Annotated in this window: 10 protein-coding genes and 2 tRNA genes; 10 read left to right on the forward strand and 2 right to left on the reverse strand. The window is 60.1% G+C overall.

The window, feature by feature from the left end; translation table 11 throughout:
• Position 1 precedes the first annotated feature (1 nt).
• Positions 2-955, forward strand: a complete 954-nt coding sequence (locus AC0Z5Z_RS08680; protein WP_056783330.1) for a hypothetical protein — start codon at positions 2-4, stop codon at positions 953-955.
• Positions 956-1,081: 126 nt separating this feature from the next.
• Here the strand turns inward: AC0Z5Z_RS08680 and dinB are convergent, their stop codons facing one another.
• Entirely contained in the window at positions 1,082-2,143 is a 1,062-nt protein-coding gene (gene dinB, locus AC0Z5Z_RS08685; protein ID WP_252877596.1) for a DNA polymerase IV, read from the reverse strand.
• 279 nt (positions 2,144-2,422) lie between these two features.
• Here dinB and AC0Z5Z_RS08690 point away from each other — a divergent pair.
• From AC0Z5Z_RS08690 to AC0Z5Z_RS08710, 5 genes are all read left to right on the forward strand, one after another.
• Positions 2,423-2,499 (forward strand) — tRNA-Met (locus AC0Z5Z_RS08690).
• 217 nt (positions 2,500-2,716) lie between these two features.
• Positions 2,717-2,793: transfer RNA gene (locus tag AC0Z5Z_RS08695), tRNA-Met, on the forward strand.
• Between the two features lie 279 nt (positions 2,794-3,072).
• Positions 3,073-5,712 (forward strand): bifunctional lysylphosphatidylglycerol flippase/synthetase MprF, encoded by a 2,640-nt coding sequence (gene mprF / locus AC0Z5Z_RS08700; RefSeq protein ID WP_323620803.1) that lies wholly within the window; start codon positions 3,073-3,075, stop codon positions 5,710-5,712.
• Positions 5,712-7,007, forward strand: a complete 1,296-nt coding sequence (locus AC0Z5Z_RS08705; RefSeq protein WP_485610960.1) for a virulence factor family protein — start codon at positions 5,712-5,714, stop codon at positions 7,005-7,007. Before mprF ends, AC0Z5Z_RS08705 begins: the two co-directional genes overlap by 1 nt.
• A 721-nt stretch (positions 7,008-7,728) precedes the next feature.
• Entirely contained in the window at positions 7,729-8,058 is a 330-nt protein-coding gene (locus AC0Z5Z_RS08710; protein WP_056783324.1) for a DUF3077 domain-containing protein, read from the forward strand.
• Between the two features lie 198 nt (positions 8,059-8,256).
• On the opposite strand, the gene AC0Z5Z_RS08715 is transcribed toward AC0Z5Z_RS08710, so the two are convergent.
• Positions 8,257-10,098: a potassium transporter Kup gene (locus tag AC0Z5Z_RS08715; protein ID WP_370695135.1), complete on the reverse strand. Its 1,842-nt coding sequence runs from the start codon at positions 10,096-10,098 to the stop codon at positions 8,257-8,259.
• Positions 10,099-10,447: 349 nt separating this feature from the next.
• On the opposite strand from AC0Z5Z_RS08715, the gene rimO reads away from it, so the two are divergent.
• The 4 genes from rimO to AC0Z5Z_RS08735 all read left to right on the forward strand — a co-directional run bounded on the left by rimO (position 10,448) and on the right by AC0Z5Z_RS08735 (position 14,134).
• Positions 10,448-11,785, forward strand: coding sequence for a 30S ribosomal protein S12 methylthiotransferase RimO (gene rimO, locus AC0Z5Z_RS08720; protein ID WP_024011887.1), 1,338 nt, complete (start codon positions 10,448-10,450; stop codon positions 11,783-11,785).
• Positions 11,786-12,220: 435 nt separating this feature from the next.
• A complete protein-coding gene (locus tag AC0Z5Z_RS08725) occupies positions 12,221-12,694 on the forward strand; it encodes a GNAT family N-acetyltransferase (RefSeq protein ID WP_485610961.1) in 474 nt (157 codons plus the stop codon).
• A gap of 191 nt (positions 12,695-12,885) precedes the next feature.
• Positions 12,886-13,596, forward strand: coding sequence for an rRNA pseudouridine synthase (locus AC0Z5Z_RS08730; RefSeq protein ID WP_039762586.1), 711 nt, complete (start codon positions 12,886-12,888; stop codon positions 13,594-13,596).
• A gap of 70 nt (positions 13,597-13,666) precedes the next feature.
• Positions 13,667-14,134: a YehS family protein gene (locus tag AC0Z5Z_RS08735; protein WP_016771408.1), complete on the forward strand. Its 468-nt coding sequence runs from the start codon at positions 13,667-13,669 to the stop codon at positions 14,132-14,134.
• The last annotated feature ends 114 nt before the right edge of the window (positions 14,135-14,248 follow it).

Consider the following 14,248-nt stretch of genomic DNA (forward strand, 5'->3'; position numbering starts at 1 on the left):
CATGTTCAAGCGAAACACCTTAGGCCTCGGTGGCGCCGCCCTGTGCGGCGCCCTGCTGGTCAGCGGCTGCGCCAATCACATGTCGCAACGCAGCGAGCACGAAGAGCGGGTCGAGCGAAAGTTGCTCGATCACAGCCTGCAGATCGATGTCGGCGAGCCCAAGGTGCTCGAGCTGCCGCAGCGACGCGTGAAGATCAACGAGCAGAAGACTTTCGAAGTCACCGAGTTCGAGGTCACCCGTCGTTACGACCGCTACACGCCTTACCAACCCTGGCGCGAAGTCTACGAGATTCCGCTGGGCGCGGTGGCCGTGGTCGGTGGTGTCGGTGCCAACGTGGTCAACGTGTTTGCCCTCGGTAACCTGCCGGATAGCGTCACCCGGGATTGGCTGAGCTACGGTTTCGCCGGGCTCAACCCGTTTATGAACGTGCAGTCCAATGGTCGCGCGCAGCAAAACCTCGCGGGCATCGATGAAGTCCAGCGCGACAAGCGCACGGAGTATTCGAGCCTGCCGTGGAGCGAACGACCGGTGCAGGTCAAGGCCGGCAAGCAGACATTCGACATGACCACTGATCGCAACGGTGTGCTGCGCTTGAATCTGCTCGATAGCCCTTTCGCCGAACATGACCTCAACCATGTCGGCCGCTTGCAGATCAGTGTCGAAGACGCCAAGGACGATGTGCATTCCGACTCGACCCTGATGCTCAGCGGCCACCTGCGCGGCAAGTTGATTGAGGCGCACGGGCTGATTTATGACGATCTGGAAGATGACGAGGTGAGCCAGTGGGTACACCGGGTTAAACGCCTGTCGGAGCTGGGTCTGGAAGAAGAAGCCAGTGAGCTGGAACAGAGCCTGATCGAACTGACGCGCAATGATCCTGAGTTGCAGGCTGAGTTTCTCAAGTCTTTGGCCAAGGATGCCGGGCGCCTGGTTGCAGATCCGGGACCGAATTAAAAGCTAAAGGCATCGCGGGCAAGCCCGCTCCCACAGGGTTTATGGGTGTTCACACAATATGTGTTTCACCATCGTTCAATGTGGGAGCGGGCTTGCCCGCGATGATTATCTGAATACGCCGCAAATCTACCGCTCAAACAACTCCATCTGCTCAAACCCGCCGCGCAAATCCTCCAGCCTCACTCCCACCCCCAACAGCCGCACCGGCTTGCCACCGCGATTGAACGCCTGCGTCAGCATCAACTGATAACTGCCCAAGTCCCGCCCTGCCCCAGCCTGCTCCAGCGTGGTCTGGGTGAAATCATGAAATTTGACTTTGACGAACGGCTTGCCCGGTCGATAACTGCTGTCGATCCGCGCCATGCGGGTTTTCAGGGTATCGAGCAGCTCGGGCAATTTGTCCAGGCAGCTGCGCAAGTCCGGCAGATCAACGTCGTAGGTGTTTTCCACGCTGATCGACTGACGGCGGCTGTCGTTGTGCACCAGACGGTCATCGATCCCACGGGCCAGATTCCACAAGCGCTCGCCGAAACTGCCGAATTCGCGCACCAGTGCCAGCCTGCCCCACTCGCGCAGATGCTGGCAGTCAACGATGCCGAGCTTGCCGAGCTTGTCGGCGGTGACCTTGCCGACGCCGTGCAGCTTGCTCACCGGCAGACCACTGACGAACTCCTCGACCTGATCCGGGGTGATCACGAACAAACCGTTGGGTTTTTTCCAGTCGCTGGCGATCTTCGCCAGAAATTTGTTTGGCGCAACGCCTGCGGAAACGGTGATGTGCAATTGGTTGGAGACCCGGCGGCGAATGTCCTGGGCGATGCGCGTAGCGCTGCCACCGAAATGCGCGCTGTCGGACACATCCAGATAGGCCTCGTCCAGCGACAGCGGCTCGATCAGGTCGGTGTAGTCGGCAAAGATCGTATGAATTTCCTTCGACGCTTCCCGATAAGCGTCCATGCGCGGCTTGACGATGGTCAGGTCCGGGCACAATTTCAACGCGTGACCGGAAGCCATGGCCGAGCGCACACCATAGGCGCGCGCTTCATAATTGCAGGTGGCGATCACCCCGCGTCGATCCGCTGAACCACCCACCGCCAGTGGCTTGCCGGCCAGACGCGGGTCATCGCGCATCTCGATGGCGGCATAGAAACAGTCACAGTCGACGTGGATGATTTTTCGCTGGGTCATGTCGGAAAAAGACAACGTGGCAAGCCGGAGCGGCAGTATCTCATTGGTACCTGTATATAGCACCAGTGGTTGAATGTTCTTTTCCGACCGTAGGAGATTTCCGATGAATTTATTTTTTCAATCACAGATCAGCGCGCAATAGAGCTGAAAGCCTTGCGCCACTTGCCCTGCGCGCCGGCCGCCCGCCGCGAAAATACGCTAAGCGCTTGAACCTCAACAGATTTATCCGGATCTACGGTTGACACACTCGCGAACCTCTGTAGAATGCCGCCACACAGACGCGGGATGGAGCAGTCTGGTAGCTCGTCGGGCTCATAACCCGAAGGTCGTCGGTTCAAATCCGGCTCCCGCAACCAAACATCAAAAAAGGCTACTCGAAAGAGTGGCCTTTTTTGTGCGCGTCTGTTTTGCAAACGAGCGCCCTGCTCAATCGCTAGCGAAACGGCAATTTGTTGCATTTCCGAAACTTACGCATTACCTGCGACCGTTCGCCGCGATTTCGCAGTTATTTGGCCCATTCCAGGATTAGCGGTTGACACCTCGTCGTTCGCCTGTAGAATGCCGCCACACAGACGCGGGATGGAGCAGTCTGGTAGCTCGTCGGGCTCATAACCCGAAGGTCGTCGGTTCAAATCCGGCTCCCGCAACCAAACATCAAAAAAGGCTACTCGAAAGAGTGGCCTTTTTTGTATCTGTTGAAAAAGTCCTTTCGCAACAATGATCTGTCACTGTGCAGTGAACCGCTGGGGATCATCAGAACCACTGACTTGCGACTATGCTTGAGTCGCAGACAGGGTTTCTGCAATCCAGGAACTGCCCTCGCCGATGCCCGACGAGAGGCGTAGTATTTTGTGATTATTTTTTTCTACAGGGATTGGTAACTTGGCTGGATACCTCCATCCTGTCGCGCACAATCCAAGAGGTGATTGATGCGCGCCAACTCGTCTGATCCACAAGACACCGTTACAGCAGAACAACCGATCAAACCCGAGCGTTTGCGCTGGCTGGATCGATTAAGCAAATACCGTCAGCCGATCGGTCTGGCCGTCACGTTGCTGCTGTTTGCCATTGCCCTGATTGCCTGCCGCCATCTGCTCGCCGAGCTCGATCTCGACGCGTTGCATGACTCGATTCTCGACGTGCCGAAACCCGCCCTGCTCGGCGCCATCGGTGCGACCGTGGTCGGGTTCATCATTCTGCTCGGCTATGAATGGTCGGCCAGCCGCTACGCTGGCGTGAAACTGCCGCCGCGCACGCTCGCCCTCGGCGGCTTCACCGCATTTGCGATTGGCAATGCCATTGGTCTGTCGCTGCTGTCCGGCGGCTCGGTTCGTTATCGTTTATATGCGCGACTGGGCGTCGGTGCGTCGGAAGTTGCGCACATGACGCTATTTGCCAGCCTCTCGCTGGGCTGCGCCTTGCCGCCACTGGCAGCGCTGGCCACCCTGAGCAACCTGCCCGCCGCCTCGCAAGCGCTGGGGCTGTCCGAAATCTTGCTGGGCTCGGTCGCCGCTGCCGTATTGATCCTTGGTACGGTGCTGGCGATCGGCATCTATCGTCGTCGCCTGCCGGAACAACCCTACCCCGACAATCTGCTGGTCCGTGCCGGGCGGCGCACCCTGCGCCTGCCGGGTCGGCGTCTGACCTTTCTGCAACTGGTGATCACCGCCCTCGATGTCGCGGCTGCCGCCACCGTTCTCTACTTGTTGCTGCCGGAAGCGCCGCCGTTTGCGCCGTTCCTGCTTGTGTATCTGCTGGCGCTGGCCGCCGGTGTACTCAGTCATGTACCTGGCGGCGTCGGTGTGTTCGAAGCGATTCTGCTCGCCGCGTTTGCCGACAAGCTTGGCGCCGCGCCGCTGGCCGCTGCACTGCTGCTGTATCGCCTGATCTACGTGGTGCTGCCGCTGCTGGTCGCTTGCGTATTGCTGCTGATCAACGAAGGCCAGCGCCTGTTTCAATCCCAGACCATGCGCGCGGCGTCCGGTCTGGCCGCGCCGGTTCTGGCGGTGCTGGTGTTCCTGTCTGGCGTGGTGCTGCTGTTTTCCGGCGCGACCCCGGAAATCGATACCCGCCTGGAGCACATCGGTTTTCTGATCCCGCATCGTCTGGTCGACGCCTCGCACTTCGGCGCCAGCCTGATCGGCGTCCTCTGTCTGTTGCTCGCACAAGGTCTGCGCCGGCGCCTGTCGGCGGCGTGGATGCTGACCACCATCCTGCTGCTGGTCGGCGCCCTGCTCTCACTGCTCAAAGGTTTCGACTGGGAAGAAGCCGCGCTGATGACTTTTACGGCCGCGCTGCTCGGCGTGTTCCGCCGCTCCTTCTATCGCCCGAGCCGTTTGACCGAACTGCCGTTTTCGCCGCTGTATCTGGTCGCCAGTCTCTGCGTGCTGGGCGCTTCGGCCTGGTTGCTGCTGTTCGCCTATCAGGACGTACCCTACAGCCATCAGCTGTGGTGGCAGTTCACCCTCGACGCTGACGCGCCGCGCGGTCTGCGCTCGCTGCTCGGTGCGGCGGTGTTGCTGGTGATCATCTCGCTGACCTGGCTGCTGCGCACGGCGCGCCCGGTGATTCACTTGCCGACGCCGGACGAACTGGAACGCGCGGCTAAGATTCTCATGGCCTCGTCGCAACCCGACGGCGGCCTCGCGCTGACCGGTGACAAGGCGCTGCTGTTTCACCCCAACGATGAGGCGTTCCTGATGTACGCCCGCCGTGGCCGCAGTCTGGTGGCGCTGTACGACCCGATCGGGCCGAGCCAGCAACGCGCGGAAATGATCTGGCAGTTCCGCGACCTCTGCGACATTCATCACACCCGCCCCGTGTTCTATCAAGTTCGCGCGGAGAACCTGCCGTACTACATGGACATCGGCCTGACGGCGATCAAGCTCGGCGAAGAAGCCCGGGTCGATCTGCAACGCTTCGACCTGGAAGCCAAGGGCAAGGAGATGAAGGACCTGCGCTACACCTGGAACCGTGGCACCCGCGATGGACTGTCGCTGGAAATTCATGAGCCGGGGCAGGCGCCGATGGACGAGCTGAAAGTGATTTCCGATGCCTGGCTGACCGGCAAGAACGTGCGCGAGAAAGGCTTCTCCCTCGGCCGTTTCAGCGACGATTACCTGAAGCATTTCCGCATTGCGGTGATTCGCTTCGAAGGCCGCCCGGTAGCGTTCGCCAATCTGCTCGAGACCTACAGCCACGATCTGGCCAGTCTCGACCTGATGCGCGCACACCCGGAAGCGCCGAAGCTGACCATGGAATTCATGATGGTCGGCCTGATTCAACACTATAAGAGTCACGGATACGCGCGCTTCAGCCTGGGCATGGTGCCGTTGTCGGGGCTGCAACCCCGGCGCGGCGCACCGCTGACCCAGCGCCTGGGCTCGATGGTCTTCCGCCGTGGTGAGCAGCTGTACAACTTCCAAGGCTTGCGCCGCTTCAAAGACAAGTTCCAGCCCGACTGGGAACCCCGTTATATGGCCGTGCCCGCCGGACTCGATCCGCTCGTGGCGCTGGCCGATACTGCTGCCCTGATCGCGGGCGGCTTGACTGGATTGGTGAAACGCTGATGATTCAACGCTCCCTGAAGTACATCCTGGCCGCCCTGCTGGTATTGGCCGTGATTGCCGGCAGCGGTTACTGGTACCTCAAACGCCCGGCACCGGAACCGACCGTCGAACAACTGAAACCCGCCGATGGTACGGCCATGACCCGCGTGATCCCCGGCAACAAGCCGAAGGCTCAGGTGCTGGTGGCCGTCACCGACGAACAGAAGCTCTCCGAGAAACAACTGACCACCCTCAGCCGCAGCGCTTCGGCACAGATCGTTCAGGTGATTCTGCCCAAGGACTGCCTGCTGCAAAGCCGCGCCCTGCAATCGGGCCTGCGCGAACTGAATGGCCCGGCCACCCTGGTCAGCGGCATCGGCCCGGGCGCTGTGCTGGCGTGGCGCTGGCTGGCGGAACAGAAAGACGACAAGGCCCAGGCCGTCTCCGTCGATCTGGCCCTGGAAAAACCCGGCTGCACCCACCTGTTGCCAAAATCCGCCGCCCACGGCCACTGGCTGGTGGCGTGGAACGACAACCCGGACGACGCCAGCGCAGGCTTTGTGCGCGATCAGCCGAACGCCGAAACCAGCATCAGTGACTACGACATCAACCTGCCGCAAGTGCTGAACAACGAACTGCGCAAAATCCTCGTCGGCGGCGACAAGGCCAACGGCGGCCTGGCGATCCCGGTAGTTGAAGTGCCGGCCGGTCAGGCCAACGACACCGTCACCCTGTTCCTCTCCGGCGACGGCGGCTGGCGCGACCTCGACCGCGACGTGGCGGGCGAAATGGCCAAGATCGGCTACCCGGTGGTCGGCATCGACACCCTGCGCTACTACTGGCAGCACAAGAGCCCGGAGCAAAGCGCACTCGACCTCACCGAACTGATGCAGCACTACCGGCAGAAATGGGGCACCAAGCGCTTCATCCTCACCGGCTATTCGTTCGGCGCTGACGTCCTGCCGGCGATCTACAACCGCCTGCCAGAGAACGAACAGCAACGCGTCGACGCGATCATCCTGCTCGCCTTCGCCCGCACCGGCAGCTTCGAAATCGAAGTCGAAGGCTGGCTGGGCAACGCCGGCAAAGAAGCCGCGACCGGCCCGGAAATGGCCAAGCTGCCAGCGGCCAAGGTTGTGTGCATCTATGGCGAAGAAGAGACGGATGAAAGTGGCTGCACCGACAAGACTGCTGTCGGCGAAGCGGTGAAACTGCCCGGCGGGCATCACTTCGATGAGAACTATCCAGCGCTGGCCAAGCGTTTGGTGGACTTGATTCAGAAGCGCCAGAGCAAGGACTCGGTCGCCGAAGAGTGATCTGAAGCGCATCCACAAAAAGCCCCCGCAACTTCACGGTTGCGGGGGCTTTTTACATCCCAACAGCCACCAAAATCCCTGTGGGAGCGAGCCTGCTCGCGAAAGCGGTGGGTCAGTTTACAGATTCGGCGACTGACACTACGCCTTCGCGAGCAGGCTCGCTCCCACAGGGGAATTGCGCTGGATTCAGCGGTTTTGTGGCAAGGCTCGTAAATTTCTTGACTCTTCAGGAAACTAAAATCACCAAATGTCCACATTCCATAAAACGTGGACACCTGCTTAATTGGCATTATCGAATCGTCAACTCCACACTCATTCATGTACCGAACAAATACCCACAAAATCGCCAGCAACGTTTAGTTTCGTTTACTTCCGGTCTCGCAATATCAGATGACGCCCACAGACCTTGTAGGCAAACTCCGAAACTCTTGTTGGGGCGCTTTGCCGCTCTATTGCGCTGTTTTTTGACGGGATACTCTCCGGACGTCGCTGACCCATTCAGCGATCGGGTGTGGTAACCCGGTTAAGCAAAGTGCAACAGTGCCTCCATCACGACATCAGGCGTTCTTTTACGCCTGTAATTTACTGTCATGGCAGCTGTACGTGGGAGACCTTCGGGTCTGCCGGTTTCTTTGCTCTCCCGGTTTACCACCCTGCGTACAGCTGCCACCCATTCGTGTGGTAACGAATGCGGCAGCTCCTCGTTTTAGGGAGCAAAACAATGAGCAAAGAAATTCCGTCAACGCCTTCAGACCTTACAACAATCGGCTTCACCCCTTTCCTCTACAACTCGGATCAAGCGTTCTTCAACGTCCGCTCCGGCGTCCCGATCATCGATGCCTTGTCCCAATCCTCCGACCTGCTATCCCTCGCCAAATCCTTCGCCGAGGACGCTGCCTTCATCAAAGACACCGACCGCCATGCCTGGGCTGCGCATTACCTGACCGTGATGGGCAAAGCCTTGGTTGATGACGTGATCCAAGCGCTGATCCCACGACCTGCGCGGACGAAGACTGAATCTGAAGCTGATCTGTCTGAACGCACCTCTTGATTCAACCCAATACCCTGTGGGAGCGAGCCTGCTCGCGAATGCGGTGGTTCAGCCACCACATGCTTCGACTGACACTACGCCTTCGCGAGCAGGCTCGCTCCCACAGGGAATCAGCGGTGGTTTGAGGGATTGGGCACAGGCACAAAAAAGCCCCCGCCAGCCACTAGGCTGACGGGGGCTTTTCAGTTGAGGTCAGGCTTACATCTCCACCTGCGTCCCCAACTCAATCACCCGGTTCAACGGCAGATTAAAGAACCGCAAATTGCCATTGGCATTCTTCAACATGAACGCAAACAACGCCTCACGCCAACGCGCCATCCCCTCAAGTTTCGAGGCAATCACCGTTTCACGGCTGAGGAAGTAGGTCGTGCGCATCGGGCTGAAATCAAGATCATCCAGATGACACAGCTTCAACGCCTGCGGCACGTCGGGCTCGTCGGTGAAGCCGAAGTGCAGGATCACCCGGAAGAAGCCTTCACCGTGCGCTTCAACCTCGAAACGCCGTGATGGCGGTACGCGCGGGATGTCTTCGTAGACCACGGTCAGCAACACCACTTGCTCATGCAACACCTGGTTATGCAGCAGGTTGTGCAACAACGCGTGCGGTACGGCGTCGGAGCGTGCGGTGAGGAACACCGCGGTGCCTTGCACCCGATGCGGCGGTTGCACGCGGATGCTGCTGATGAAGATCGGCAGCGGCAGCGCGCCTTCGTCGAGGCGTTCGACCAGCAGCTGTTTGCCGCGCTTCCAGGTGGTCATCAGCACGAACAGGGCGATACCGGCGATCACCGGGAAAGCGCCGCCCTGGACGATCTTCGGTACGTTGGCAGCGAAATACAGACCATCCACCAACAGGAAGCCGATCAACACCGGCACCGCAAGGATCGGTGGCCATTTCCACAGCAGCAACATCACGGCGGACACCAGAATGGTAGTCATCAGCATGGTGCCGGTCACTGCGACGCCGTAGGCCGAGGCCAGTGCACCGGAGGATTCGAAGCCCAGCACCAGCAAGACCACACCGACCATCAGCGCCCAGTTCACCGCGCCGATGTAGATCTGGCCTTGTTCGTCGCTGGAGGTGTGCTGGATGTACATGCGCGGGATGTAACCGAGCTGGATCGCCTGACGGGTCAGGGAGAACGCGCCGGAAATCACCGCTTGCGAAGCGATCACCGTGGCCAGGGTCGACAGGCCGACCAGCGGAATCAGCGCCCAGCTCGGCGCCAGCAGATAGAACGGGTTGCGCGCGGCTTCCGGGTTTTCCAGCAGCAATGCGCCCTGGCCGAAGTAGTTGAGCACCAGCGCCGGCAGCACCAGCAGAAACCAGGCGCGGGCGATCGGCTTGCGACCGAAGTGGCCCATGTCGGCGTACAGCGCTTCCGCGCCGGTCAGCGCCAGCACTACCGCGCCGAGGATCGCTACGCCCATGCCTGGGTGCACGACGAAAAAATTCACCGCCCACATCGGGTTAAGCGCATGCAGCACTTCCGGCGTGTGGCTGATGCCGTACACACCGAGCGCGCCGAGGACGAGGAACCAGGTAACCATGATCGGCCCGAACAGAATACCGATCCGCGCGGTACCGTGGCGCTGGATCAGAAACAGCGCGACCAGCACCACCAGCGACAGCGGCACCACCCAGTGATCAATGCCGTCAAACGCCAGGCCAAGGCCTTCGATCGCCGACAGCACCGAAATGGCCGGGGTGATCATGCTGTCGCCATAGAACAGCGCTGCGCCGATCAGCCCGCACACCACCAACAGCGTGCGCAGGCGCTTGCGCCCCGCCGCTGCCCGCCGAGCCAGTGCGGTCAGGGCCATGATGCCGCCCTCGCCCTGGTTGTCGGCGCGCAGGACGAACATCATGTACTTGATCGAGACAACCCAGATCAGCGACCAGAAGATCAACGACAGAATGCCCAGCACACCGTCGTGATTGACCGGCACGCCGTAACCGCCGGAAAACACTTCCTTGAGGGTGTACAACGGGCTCGTGCCGATGTCGCCATAAACCACCCCGACCGCCGCGACCAGCATGCTCAGCGGTCTGCTTGCCGAACCCTCGGCGCCCGCCGCATGACTACTTGCCTGACCCATCCAACACTCCTGATCTCGATACCGGCTTCTTTGATGGAAGCACTATGCTTTGAGTTGCAGCATGCGCTGTTTTACCTGTTGTTACAGACCAATGATTGACTGCACGAAATCGGTAAAGCTCAACGGCGCGAAGCATAGCGCAGCACTCGTCGTATTTCCCCGTATAAAGCTGGTCAAGTGCGTTGCCCGCCGCTAGAATTGCGCACTTTTTGATCAGAGGCGCGCCCTAAGCGCCCATCCGTCGGCTTGCGCACCAAGCAAGCGACGTCACAAAACACCGAGGTTAGACATGTCCACCACTCCTGCGCCGGCCAATCCAAAGGTTGGCTTTGTATCTCTGGGTTGCCCGAAAGCACTGGTCGACTCCGAGCGCATCCTGACCCAGCTGCGCATGGAAGGCTATGACGTGGTGTCCACCTATCAGGACGCCGACGTCGTGGTGGTCAACACCTGCGGTTTCATCGATTCGGCCAAGGCCGAGTCGCTGGAAGTGATCGGCGAAGCGATCAAGGAAAACGGCAAGGTCATCGTTACCGGCTGCATGGGCGTGGAAGAAGGCAACATCCGCGACGTACACCCGAGCGTGCTGGCCGTGACCGGCCCGCAGCAGTACGAGCAAGTGGTCAACGCCGTGCACGAAGTGGTGCCGCCGCGTCAGGATCACAACCCGCTGATCGACCTGGTGCCGCCGCAAGGCATCAAACTGACCCCGCGCCACTACGCGTACCTGAAGATTTCCGAAGGCTGCAACCACAGCTGCTCGTTCTGCATCATCCCGTCGATGCGCGGCAAACTGGTCAGCCGTCCGGTCGGTGATGTGCTCGACGAGGCTCAGCGCCTGGTCAAATCCGGCGTCAAAGAGCTGCTGGTGATCTCGCAAGACACCAGCGCCTACGGCGTCGACGTGAAATACCGCACCGGCTTCTGGAACGGCGCGCCGGTGAAAACCCGCATGACCGAGCTTTGCGAAGCACTGAGCACGCTGGGCGTCTGGGTCCGCCTGCACTACGTTTACCCGTACCCGCACGTCGACGAGCTGATCCCGCTGATGGCCGCCGGCAAGATCCTGCCGTACCTGGATATCCCGTTCCAGCACGCCAGCCCGAAAGTACTGAAGTCGATGAAACGTCCGGCGTTCGAAGACAAGACCCTGGCGCGCATCAAGAACTGGCGCGAAATCTGCCCGGACCTGATCATCCGTTCGACCTTCATCGTCGGCTTCCCGGGCGAAACCGAAGAAGACTTCCAGTACCTGCTCAACTGGCTGACCGAAGCCCAGCTCGACCGCGTCGGCTGCTTCCAGTACTCGCCGGTGGATGGCGCACCGGCCAACGATCTGGATCTGGAAGTGGTCCCGGACGACGTCAAGCAAGACCGTTGGGAACGCTTCATGGCGCACCAGCAGGCGATCAGCTCGGCACGTCTGCAAATGCGCATTGGTCGTGAGATTGAAGTGCTGGTGGATGAGGTGGACGAGCAAGGCGCGGTCGGCCGTTGCTTCTTCGACGCCCCGGAAATCGATGGCAACGTGTTTATTGATAACGGCAGCAATTTGAAGCCGGGTGACAAGGTCTGGTGCAAGGTGACTGACGCTGACGAATATGATCTGTGGGCTGAGCAGATCTGATCTGAAGATCAAAAGCCCCTCACCCCAGCCCTCTCCCAGAGGGAGAGGGGGCTGACCGTGTTGTTCTTTCTAGGTACATCGACCTGAGCTATCCGGTCGAACTCAGGTTTGAAAAGCACGAAGTTCAGCTCCCTTCCCCCTCGCCCCCTCTGGGGGAGAAGGGACTGATCGAGGTGCTCTTCAGAATGACGGCGACTTGAAATATCGAGTCGAACTCAGGCTTTGAACAGCACGAAGATCAGCTCCCTTCCCCCTCGCCCCCTCTGGGGGAGAGGGTTGGGGTGAGGGGGAGAGATCTTGCTGGCGACAGAAATAGCCAGCCAGACACCGCAACAAATCCAAAAAGCCCCGCTCTTTTCCGAGATACGGGGCTTTTTTGCGGCTATCGTTTAGCGGGGGACGGACTCCCTTGAACCGCACAAGAGGCACACGCACATGCGTCAGCATTCGGTCATCCACACACCGAAAATCAGCGATTACGAAGAACTGACCCGGGTCTGGGAGGCCTCGGTCCGTGCAACTCATCGGTTCCTGCCGGACAGCTATATCGAGCTGCTGCGCAATCTGGTGCTCACCCGCTATCTCGACGCGGTAATGCTGATCTGCACCAAGGACCGCCAGCAGCGCATCACCGGGTTTGCCGGTGTCGCGGCGGGCAAGATTGAAATGCTGTTCATCGATCCCGACCATCGTGGTCAGGGACTGGGCAAGCAGTTGCTGCGCTATGCGATCGAACGGCTCAACGCCGATGAACTCGACGTCAACGAACAAAATCCGCAAGCCTTGGGTTTTTACGAGAAACAGGGCTTCGAGGTGATCGGCCGCTCCGACGTCGATGGCATGGGCCAGCCGTATCCGCTGCTGCATATGCGCTTGCGGCAGTCCCAACAGCGCTCAGGCAACGGCTGACACACTATGAAACCCATGTGGGAGCGAGCCTGCTCGCGAATGCGGTGTACCAGTCACTGCAAACATTGACTGGCAGAACGCCTTCGCGAGCAGGCTCGCTCCCACATTGAATACAGCGCCTGCAAATGGAACCGGGCTTAACCGCTTCCACACAGGTACAATGCCCACCCCTTTTTTGTTACGGCCCCGTCATGACTGACCCGATCCGCCTCTCCAAACGCCTCATCGAACTGGTCGGTTGCTCCCGCCGGGAGGCCGAGCTGTTCATCGAGGGCGGCTGGGTCACCGTGGACGGCGAAGTCATCGATGAGCCGCAATTCAAGGTCGGCGAGCAAAAGGTCGAGCTCGACAAGGACGCCAAGGCCACCGCGCCGGAGCCGGTGACCATCCTGCTTAACGCGCCCGCCGGCATGGATGTCGACAGCGCCATGCAATCGCTCAGCGCCGAAACCCTCAGCGAAGAGCATCGCTACGGCAAGCGTCCGTTGCGCGGGCATTTCCTGCGCCTGACCGCCAGCGCCGACCTGCAGCCCAAGGCCAGCGGCCTGCTGGTGTTCACCCAGGACTGGAAAATCCTGCGCAAACTCACCGCCGACGCGGCGAAGATCGAGCAGGAATACATCGTCGAAGTCGAAGGTGAGATGGCTGCCCACGGCCTCAACCGCCTGCAACATGGCCTGACGCACAAGGGCAAGGAGCTGCCGCCGGTCAAGGCCAGTTGGCAGAACGAAAACCGTCTGCGCTTCGCCATGAAAAATCCGCAGCCGGGGATCATCGCGCAGTTCTGCGAAGCGGTCGGCCTGAAGGTCATCGGCATCCGCCGCATCCGCATCGGCGGCGTCTCGATCGGCAAGGTCCCGCTCGGTCAGTGGCGCTACCTGTCCGGCAAAGAGAAGTTCTAGAACTTCCACTGCCGCCACACATTTCGGCAGTGCTTACGAGCGCTGCCCACAACGCATCAGGAATACCGACATGGTTCATAACGACGTACTGCGCAGCGTGCGCTACATGCTCGACATCAGCGACAAGAAGGTTGTCGAGATCATCAAACTGGGCGGCATGGACGTCACGCTCGCCGATGTCATCACCTGGCTCGACAAGAAAGAAGAAGACGAAGAAGGCTTCGTACGCTGCCCGGACGAAGTCATCGCGCACTTCCTCGACGGCCTGGTGATCTTCAAGCGCGGCAAGGACGAAAGCCGTCCGCCACAGCCGATCGAAGTGCCGGTGACCAACAACATCATCCTGAAAAAACTGCGCGTGGCCTTCGAACTGAAAGAAGACGACATGCACGCGATCCTCAAAGCCGCCGAGTTTCCGGTATCCAAACCCGAACTGAGCGCGCTGTTCCGCAAGGTCGGCCACACCAACTACCGTCCTTGTGGCGACCAGTTGCTGCGTAACTTCCTCAAAGGGCTCACGCTGCGCGTGAGAGCGTAAAGCAGCTGCAAGCTGCAAGCTGCAAGTTAGCCCCTGCTTTAACTTGCCGCTTGTGGCTTGCAACTCGAAGCTGGCCGCATGGCCCCTCATTCCCTGCAAAAATAGTGGCTCCGC

This window comes from Pseudomonas sp. 1L-E-NC-VB-C3 (assembly GCF_057291535.1).